This window comes from Methylophaga sp. UBA5088, from assembly GCF_002414625.1.
Lineage (GTDB): Bacteria > Pseudomonadota > Gammaproteobacteria > Nitrosococcales > Methylophagaceae > Methylophaga > Methylophaga marina.
This window is the reverse complement of record NZ_DIAC01000074.1, coordinates 22,197-30,790: the sequence shown is the minus strand read 5'-3', so window position 1 is coordinate 30,790 and position 8,594 is coordinate 22,197. Positions and strand designations below refer to the sequence as shown.

Here is an 8,594-nt window from a genome sequence, read left to right as displayed (position 1 = left end):
ACTACCATCAGCATTTTTTACTAACCAAGTCCAGCCAGAGCCGAAGTTTGTTGCAGCTGATTTACTGAAAGTTTCTTTGAACTCATCAAACGAACCAAACGTACTGTCGATAGCTGCAGCGAGGTCACCTTCAGGTGCGCCTTTCGCATTCGGTGTCATGCAGTTCCAGTAAAAAGTGTGGTTCCAAACTTGTGCAGCGTTGTTGAAGATACCGCCAGAAGCTTTTGTGATAATTTCTTCTAATGACTTACCTTCAAATTCAGTACCCGGTACCAAGTTATTTAAGTTAGTCACATAAGTTTGGTGATGTTTACCATAGTGATATTCAAGCGTTTCTGCTGAAATGGTTGGTTCTAATGCATCCTTAGCATACGGAAGTGGTGGCAATTCATAAGCCATATTTTTATCTCCTAATATGTGAAAAATAACCGAGTAATTGAGTCAATTATTCTAAAAGAGCACTCAGATGATATCAAGTGCTACCCGTTTGAGTTTACTTACACATCACCGAAAATCGATAACATGGATAAATCCAACCCCATCAATATTGCATCTTCTCTACCATTTTCAGCCGGGTAATAACCTCTGCGGACAGACATTTCGTTAAAACCTAACTGCTCATAGAGATTTTGTGCTTTTTTATTTGACTCTCTAACTTCTAAAACCACAATCGAAGCTGATCGTGCTTTAGAAAAATCAATGATATGTTCTAAAATGAAACGACCATATCCTTGTCTTTGCATATCTGGTCTGACACAAAGGTTCAGAAGATGTGCTTCATCGAGGACTAACTGCAAAATGGCGTAGCCCAATACCACATCATACGTATCAGAATAGACCCATGCATAATGTCCGGCATCAAGACTATCCGAAAAGTTCTTAAGCGTCCACGGAAACTGATTTGCAGAGCACTCTATATTATGGACAAGTTGCAAATCCTTACCCGTCATTACTCTTGGAGAAACCATAGCCTTGTCCGTTAATTTAAAGCGTTACCGTGAGTTTTTAGCTGTTGCCAGGCAACCGCTTTCAATGAAGGCTGCCTTATCATAGCTTCTAAGGATGGAAGTTGAACAGCATCAATACCTTCAGGCAAACGCTGTTCACTCTTCATCATTGTGAGAATTATTTTGCTATTAAGCTCATCTGGACTCAATCTCAGGACTTCTGATGAGGCAATTATGTATTGACGTCTGTTATCTAGCCCCACTGATTTTAGAATGCTTGTTAATAAACGTCGTTCTACAGCGTTTAATGCCGTCGCTTCAACGACAAGAACGACTTGCACATCATCAGGAATTTTCTGCTCCTGAGTCTGTAGAGTGTCTGAAGGTATGGTCTCAGTAGACGCTATATCCTGAGTACTTTTTCTCTGACGTTTTGTCCAAACGGGTATACCCATTTCAGTCAAGACTGAGTATTGATATTCAGACAGTGCCATTAGACTTGAGGATGCGCTCTATCAACAGGACTTAAGATTTTGTTCAAAGCGTTCAGGTAAGCTTTGGCGGATGCAATAACGATATCCGTATCCGCACCTTGCCCACTGACTATCCGTCCACCTTTCTCAAGTCTTACACTGACCTCGCCCTGAGCATCAGTACCGGTAGTGATACTATTCACTGAATAGAGCTGTAATTCTGTTTGACTTTGCACAATTGACTCAATCGCTTTATAAGCAGCATCAACAGGGCCTCCACCACTCATTTGTGTCTGCACTTCTCTACCATCAACGGACAATGTGACTGTGGCAAATGGGGTTTCACCTGTTTCACTACAGACCTTCAATGAAATTAGACTGACACGCTCATCTGCAGTCGCAACGGTATCACTAACCAGTGCCTGAATATCCTCATCAAATACTTCATGCTTTTTATCCGCTAATTCTTTAAAACGAGTAAATGCGGCGTTTAAATCAGTTTCGGAGGTTAACTCAATACCCAGTTCTTGTAGACGGCTACGGAAAGCATTTCGTCCAGAGTGCTTGCCAAGTACCATTCTATTGGTATTCCAACCGACATCTTCTGCGCGCATGATTTCATAGGTTTCACGATTTTTCAGAACACCGTCTTGATGGATGCCTGATTCATGAGCAAAAGCATTGGCGCCAACGATAGCTTTGTTTGGTTGTACAACAAACCCTGTGATACCCGACACTAATCGTGATGCCGATAAAATATGCTGCGTATCAATACCAGTATCACATGGGAACATATCCTGACGCGTTCTGACTGCCATCACGACTTCTTCTAAGGCAGCATTACCAGCCCGTTCACCCAAACCATTGATAGTGCATTCAACTTGACGTGCACCATTCATCACTGCTGACAACGAGTTTGCAACAGCCAAGCCCAGATCATTGTGACAATGCACGGAGAAGATGGCTTTGTCTGCATTTGGTATGCGTTCACGTAATGTTGAAATCAATGAGCCAAATTGATGTGGCAAGTTGTACCCTACTGTGTCGGGTATATTTAGTGTGGATGCCCCAGCATCAATGACCGCCTCAAGGATTTGGCACAGAAAGTCTGTTTCACTTCGACCGGCATCTTCAGGAGAAAACTCGACGTCGTCGGTATATTGACGAGCACGCTTGACTGCGCGAACTGCATTTTCTATTACCTGTTCAGGTTCCATACGCAGTTTCATTTTCATGTGAATAGGTGATGTTGCAATAAAGGTATGAATGCGTGACGCATTAGCTAATTTAAGCGCTTCACCGGCTCTGTCGATATCTGCATCTAATGCTCGGGACAGACCACAAATACGACTATCTTTAACTGCTTTAGCTACAGCTTGTACAGCTTCAAAGTCACCTGTGCTGGCGATAGGAAATCCAGCCTCAATTACATCTACACGCATACGCTCAAGTGCTTTGGCAATGCGGACTTTCTCATCTTTTGTCATCGATGCGCCAGGGCTTTGCTCACCGTCACGTAATGTCGTATCAAAAATTATTAGCTTGTCAGTCATAAATGTGTGAACCAGATTATTAAATTATTATTTATTAGTCTTCTTTAGCCTGCGCACGCTCAGAACGATGTTGACGCAGTTTAAGCAATGTAAAAACAGGACCGGATAAACCGTAAATTAAAAATACGCTAAACAAAATGGTAGGTGGGTCAATAGCCACCAGAGCAAAAATAAGTACCAGTACCAGCATTACAACAAAAGGTACTCGGTTTCGTAAATCAAGCTCTTTAAAACTGTGATAGCGCATTGAGCTGACCATAAGTATAGCCGCTCCGAAAGTAATTGGTATGGTGAAAATAGCAATCATGCTCTCACTGAAATCATTGCTCGTGCCTGCCCATACCCAACCAGCAATGATGGCGGCCGCAGCAGGACTTGGTAGACCTTGGAAATAACGTTTATCTTGTGTACCTATCTGGGTATTAAATCTGGCTAGTCGCAATGCACCACAGGCTGCATATATGAACGCAACCATCCAGCCGAACTTGCCCATATCAGTCAGAGACCACTGAAAAATCACCAAGGCAGGCGCCATACCAAATGAGACCATATCGGCTAGACTGTCATATTCTGCGCCAAATGCACTTTGAGTGTTGGTCATTCTGGCGATACGACCATCTAATCCATCCATGATCATCGCAATAAATATAGCAATAGCAGCTGTCTCAAAGTCACCACGAATGCCGGCAACAATGGCATAAAATCCAGCAAAGAGCCCCGCTGTCGTGAATAAATTCGGTAGTAGATAGATACCACGATTTTGTGGCTTTTCACTATTAACCATAACTAACACGCTCCTATTGTTTCGGTTCTACATTATGACAGCTAAGGCACACAAACAAAACGGGGGCGATTGTTTTCACAACCGCCCCCGTCTTTTTTCAATCAATATGCTGATTAGTTTTTAGACTTATCAACAATTTTTTGAATCCAAGGCATCATTGAACGCAATTTTGCACCTGTTTGTTCGATTGGGTGCTCAGCATTGATACGACGCATGGCTGTCATTTCAGGATAGCCACTTTGACCTTCTTGAATGAATTGTTTTGCGTATTTACCTTCCTGGATGTTTTTCAATGCTTCACGCATTGCCCAGCGGCTTTCTTCGTTAATGACACGTGGACCTGTGACGTATTCACCATATTCAGCATTATTCGAGATCGAATAATTCATATTAGCGATACCGCCTTCGTACATCAGGTCAACAATGAGTTTCAACTCATGCAGACATTCGAAGTAAGCCATTTCTGGTGCATAACCTGCTTCAGTCAGCGTTTCAAAACCTGCTTTGACAAGCTCAACAGCGCCACCACATAAGACTGCCTGTTCACCGAATAAGTCTGTTTCAGTCTCATCACGGAATGTTGTTTCGATGATGCCAGTACGACCGCCGCCTACACCTGATGCGTATGATAGAGCAATATCTTTCGCCTTGCCTGAAGCATCTTGCTCTACAGCGATTAAGTCAGGAATACCACCACCTTTAACAAACTCACTACGTACAGTGTGGCCAGGTGCTTTTGGTGCAATCATGATGACATCAAGATCTTCACGCGGCAGAATCTGGTTGTAAAGAATAGCGAAACCGTGAGCAAAAGCTAAAACAGCGCTTTTTTTCAGGTTAGGTTCGATTTCTTGTTTGTATAATTGAGATTGGAACTCATCTGGTGTCAAAATCATCACCAAATCAGCACCTTTCACTGCTTCACCGACATTGTCAGAAACAGTCAGCCCAGCAGCTTGAGCCTTAGCAATAGATGAAGAGCCAGCACGTAAAGCAACAGTGACATCCACACCTGAGTCTTTCAGGTTGCAGGCATGGGCATGGCCTTGTGAACCATAACCAACGATTGTCACTTTCATGCCTTGGATAATAGACAAGTCACAATCTTTATCGTAATAAATGTTCAAACTCATGATTGAATTCCTTAGATTTTCTTGAACGAATATAAATTCAGTTTACAGGTGCAAGCTTTTCTCGCCGCGAGCAATTCCTGTGACACCCGAACGGACAGTTTCAATAATTTTATGTTCAGCAAGTGCTTCAATAAAAGAATCCAATTTGCTTACAGCACCTGTCAATTCAATGGTATAGGTCGATGAAGTCACATCGATAATGTGACCTCGAAAAATATCACACAGACGTTTTACATCTTCTCTCTGAGCCATGGTGGCTGCTTTGACTTTAATCAGCATCATTTCACGTTCAATGTGAGGCCCCTCGGTCAGATCCATTAGTTTTACCACATCGATCAATTTATTCAATTGCTTCACAATCTGCTCGATGATGCGATCAGTGCCTGTCGTGACAATGGTCATACGGGATAATGATGGATCCTCTGTTGGCGCCACCGTTAATGATTCGATGTTATATGCACGCGCAGAAAACAACCCTGCCACACGAGATAAGGCCCCTGCTTCATTTTCAATCAGGATAGAAATAATATGACGCATGGTTACGACAGCTCCCTTTCTGAATCTTGTGCAGGTGCGCTATAGGGTGACATATGCATATCATTATGCGCCTTACCTTGAGCAATCATTGGGTATACGTTTTCTGTTTGGTCAGTAACGATATCAAAGAACACCAGACGATCTTTCATCGCAAAACCACGTTCCAACTCAGCTCTAAGGTCCTCCGGTTTCTCGATACGAATACCGACATGACCATAGCTTTCTGTTAACTTCACGAAATCAGGCAGCGACTCCATGTAGGAGTGCGAATAGCGATTTTCGTAGAAAAACTCCTGCCATTGACGAACCATTCCCAAATAACGATTGTTCAGTGCAACAATTTTAACGGGAAGGCCATACTGCAGACAGGTAGATAATTCCTGAATACACATCTGGATGCTACCTTCGCCAGTCACACAAATCACCGTACTCTCAGGGTATGCTAACTGAACGCCCATAGCAGCAGGCAAACCGAATCCCATCGTGCCTAGACCACCCGAGTTAATCCAGCGGTTTGGCTCATCAAATCCATAATACTGAGCAGCCCACATTTGATGTTGGCCTACATCAGAGGTGACATAAGCTTCGCCTTTCGTGATTTCATGAAGTAACTCAACAACCGCTTGTGGCTTAATTTTGTCACTATTGCGGTCATAACTCATGCATTGCTTCGAACGCCAACCTTCAATGATATTCCACCACTCTTCCACCGCTTTTTTCTGTGGCTTTTTATTGCTGTTTTTGAGTAAGTGGTTCATTTCCTGTAATACATCAGGAACACTTCCAACAATAGGAATATCAACAGTAATTGTCTTGGATATTGAAGACGGATCAATATCGACATGAATGATTTGAGCATGCGGGCAAAACTCGGCAATTTTACCTGTCACCCGGTCATCAAAACGTGCACCGATAGCAATCAAGACATCGCAATCATGCATCGCCATGTTCGCTTCGTAAGTACCGTGCATACCCAACATGCCAAGGAACTGTTTGTCGCTGGCAGGATAAGCACCTAAGCCCATCAAGGTACTAGTGATAGGAAAACCTAGATGACGAACAAATTGACGTAACTCATCTGAACCTTTACCTAGGACTACACCACCACCAGTGTAAATCATCGGTTTTTTGGCTGATAGCATCAAATCAACAGCACGCTTAATCTGACCTGTGTGGCCTTTCACTGTTGGCTGATAAGAACGCATATTCACTTTATCGGGATAGTGATATGGCACCTTCACAGCTGGATCAGTAATGTCTTTAGGTACATCAACAACGACAGGGCCAGGACGACCAGTAGAAGCGACATAAAATGCTTTTTTTACTGTTTCCGCAAGATCATTAATATCTTTAACTAAGAAGTTATGTTTTACGCAGGGACGAGTTATGCCAACCGCATCGACTTCCTGGAAGGCATCACTACCGATAACTGCAGTGCTTACCTGTCCAGTGATAACCACCATTGGAATAGAATCCATATAGGCCGTCGCAATACCGGTGACGGCATTTGTAGCGCCGGGACCAGATGTGACTAAGACCACACCTGGTTTACCTGTGGCACGAGCATAGCCATCTGCAGCATGCGTTGCAGCTTGCTCATGTCGAACCAGAATGTGTTTGACATCTTCCTGATTGTATAGCGCATCATAGATATGCAGCACTGCACCACCAGGATACCCGAAAAGGTATTCAACACCTTCGTCTTTGAGACATTGAACTAATATCTCGGCACCACTTAATTCCACGTGTTCCCCTTATATGTATGCCGTTCTTTTTAGTGAGCTAAAAAATTGTAAACGTGTAAAGTTACTTGTAATGCGTGATAAGGTCAAGAATAAGGTCTGTCGCCTTTTCTGCCCATAAAAGATCTATTTATCCTTAATGCATTTGCTGTGGCATAATTTAACGCTATGACACAATTAAAATCTAAGCAAATTACATTAACTCGTCCTGACGACTGGCACTTACACTTGCGCGATGATCTGGCACTAAAACGCACAGTTTCTGACACAGCTCGAGTCTTTGGCCGTGCCATCGTCATGCCAAATCTCCAACCACCTGTAACGACGACTGCATTGGCCGCTGATTACAGAGCCAGAATAATAGAAAACAGGCCTGAACACAGTCAGTTTGAACCTTTAATGACATTGTATCTCACCGATAACACCTCTGCCGATGAAATTTATCGTGCTCACGAGAGTGGAATCGTTCATGGTGTCAAATTATATCCAGCAGGTGCCACGACAAATTCAGATGCGGGTGTCACTGAACTTAGTCATTGCTATCAGGCATTAGAGGCGATGCAAAACCTCGGCATACCACTACTTGTGCATGGTGAAGTCACTTCGCCCGAGATAGATGTATTTGATCGCGAGAAAGTTTTTATCGATCAGATATTAATCCCTCTGATAAAAGATTTTCCTGAACTGAGAATCGTCTTTGAGCATATCACGACATCCAATGCCGCTGAGTTTGTTGCTAGCGCTGCTGACCATATTGCTGCAACTATCACCCCTCATCACTTACTGTTAAATAGAAATGATCTTCTGGTGGGAGGTATAAGGCCACACCACTACTGCTTACCTGTATTAAAGAGAAATACACACCAACAGGCTTTGATTAAAGCAGCGACCAGTGGCAGTAAGAAATTCTTTCTAGGCACGGATAGCGCGCCTCATCCTAGAGCAGGTAAGGAATCAAGCTGTGGTTGTGCCGGCATATATAGCGCTCATGCCGCGATTGAGTTGTATGCAGAAGCATTTGAGGCAGCAAATGCATTAGATAAATTAGAAATGTTTGCCAGCTTTAATGGACCTGATTTCTATCACTTACCTAGAAATCAGACTCAAATAACGTTAGTAAAAGAAAGCTGGGACGTTCCTCAAACATTACCTTTTGCAGACAGTTCATTGGTACCCATGCGGGCGGGAAATCAGATAGCTTGGAAAGTCGTTAGTTAATCTAACGGCTTTGCTTGCGTTTGCGTTTATACATCAAGACATCACCTTCAGAAAGTAAATCTTCAATACCTTGATGTTTGTCTGAGTCCATCAATACGACACCGTATGAAAAAGTAATGTCATAGCCAAGTTCGCGCTGTTTATTAGATGCTTCAACTTGCTTTGAAAAACGTTTCATCACTTCATCAACCGCTTTTTGATCAGCAT

At 43.1% G+C, this 8,594-nt stretch carries 10 protein-coding genes; 1 reads left to right on the top strand and 9 read right to left on the bottom strand.

Annotation, left to right across the window (positions count from 1 at the left end; translation table 11 throughout):
- The 8 genes from B4K20_RS09515 to B4K20_RS09480 all read right to left on the bottom strand — a co-directional run.
- On the bottom strand, positions 1-399 hold a 399-nt coding region (locus B4K20_RS09515; protein WP_289282703.1), incomplete at its 3' end, for a superoxide dismutase.
- 98 nt (positions 400-497) lie between these two features.
- A complete protein-coding gene (gene rimI / locus B4K20_RS09510) occupies positions 498-968 on the bottom strand; it encodes a ribosomal protein S18-alanine N-acetyltransferase (RefSeq protein WP_289282702.1) in 471 nt (156 codons plus the stop codon).
- Between the two features lie 11 nt (positions 969-979).
- Positions 980-1,441: a DNA polymerase III subunit psi gene (locus tag B4K20_RS09505; protein WP_289282701.1), complete on the bottom strand. Its 462-nt coding sequence runs from the start codon at positions 1,439-1,441 to the stop codon at positions 980-982.
- Entirely contained in the window at positions 1,441-2,973 is a 1,533-nt protein-coding gene (locus B4K20_RS09500) for a 2-isopropylmalate synthase (protein ID WP_286304691.1), read from the bottom strand. Before B4K20_RS09500 ends, B4K20_RS09505 begins: the two co-directional genes overlap by 1 nt.
- Before the next feature lie 34 nt (positions 2,974-3,007).
- A complete protein-coding gene (gene pssA, locus B4K20_RS09495; RefSeq protein WP_289245318.1) occupies positions 3,008-3,757 on the bottom strand; it encodes a CDP-diacylglycerol--serine O-phosphatidyltransferase in 750 nt (249 codons plus the stop codon).
- A gap of 113 nt (positions 3,758-3,870) precedes the next feature.
- Positions 3,871-4,884 (bottom strand): ketol-acid reductoisomerase, encoded by a 1,014-nt coding sequence (ilvC, locus tag B4K20_RS09490; RefSeq protein WP_289282739.1) that lies wholly within the window; start codon positions 4,882-4,884, stop codon positions 3,871-3,873.
- A gap of 48 nt (positions 4,885-4,932) precedes the next feature.
- Entirely contained in the window at positions 4,933-5,427 is a 495-nt protein-coding gene (ilvN, locus tag B4K20_RS09485; protein WP_286304693.1) for an acetolactate synthase small subunit, read from the bottom strand.
- A 2-nt stretch (positions 5,428-5,429) separates the two neighbouring features.
- Positions 5,430-7,172, bottom strand: coding sequence for an acetolactate synthase 3 large subunit (locus B4K20_RS09480; protein WP_289282700.1), 1,743 nt, complete (start codon positions 7,170-7,172; stop codon positions 5,430-5,432).
- A gap of 165 nt (positions 7,173-7,337) precedes the next feature.
- Here B4K20_RS09480 and pyrC point away from each other — a divergent pair, with 165 nt between their 5' ends.
- Positions 7,338-8,387 (top strand): dihydroorotase, encoded by a 1,050-nt coding sequence (pyrC, locus tag B4K20_RS09475; RefSeq protein ID WP_289282699.1) that lies wholly within the window; start codon positions 7,338-7,340, stop codon positions 8,385-8,387.
- 1 nt (position 8,388) lies between these two features.
- On the opposite strand, the gene B4K20_RS09470 is transcribed toward pyrC, so the two are convergent.
- Positions 8,389-8,594, bottom strand: a 206-nt coding sequence (locus tag B4K20_RS09470; RefSeq protein WP_289282698.1) for a diguanylate cyclase domain-containing protein, incomplete at its 5' end; no start/stop codon positions are given.